Here is a 754-nt window from a genome sequence, read left to right on the forward strand (position 1 = left end):
GCCGAAGGGCTTTTCCGCCCCCCTTTTAAAAGAACATTATTTATTTTCTAAAGATATTGTTGACTTTTGATAAAGGGGGTGTTAAAATTTGGCCAGACAAGTATACTAGCATGATTACCATGCCAGTCCGGTGCCCTGCGCGATGGAGAAGCTTGGATGGTGATTCAGTGGCGAACCTGCAAAAGGAACGCATGAAAAAGGGTTCCGCGAGGGAATTCATCTATCAAACGCTGAGGGACAAGATCCTCAAGCTGGAACTGAAACCGGGGGCGAAAATCTCCGAGTCGGAGATCTCCCATCAATTAAAGGTGAGTCGCACGCCGGTCCGGGAGTCGTTTTTGAAGTTGTCCCAGGAAGATCTGATCGAGATTTACCCTCAAAAGGGGACCTTTGTTTCCCTCATCGATCTCGAACTCCTGGAGGAAGGCCGATTTGTCCGGGAAAATATCGAACGGGCCATCGTCCGGATGGCTTGCGCCGGCTTCCCGGAGGAATATCGATTCCAGCTGGAAACCAACCTAAAGATGCAGGAGGTTTGCAACGAAAAGCGGAATTATTCGCGTCTGTACCAGCTGGACGATCAATTTCACAAAATTCTGTTTTTCGGGTGCGGTAAGATCAGAACCTGGAACCTGATGCAGCAGATGAATACCCATTTTAATCGGATGCGGCACCTGCGCCTCTTCTCCTCCTTGGAGTGGGACGTGATCGTGGCCCAGCACAAGGAAATTTTCCGGCTGATTACCGAGCAAAA

The 754-nt window shown here is 49.5% G+C and carries 1 protein-coding gene; it reads left to right on the forward strand.

Translation table 11 applies throughout. From position 1 onward, the window contains the following. Positions 1-152 precede the first annotated feature (152 nt). The coding region (locus tag RZO55_RS21660) for a GntR family transcriptional regulator (protein WP_318066347.1) at positions 153-754 on the forward strand (602 nt) is incomplete at its 3' end.

The sequence above is a fragment of the Clostridium boliviensis genome, assembly GCF_033342255.1.
GTDB classification, from domain to species: Bacteria; Bacillota; Clostridia; order Lachnospirales; family Lachnospiraceae; genus Lacrimispora; species Lacrimispora boliviensis.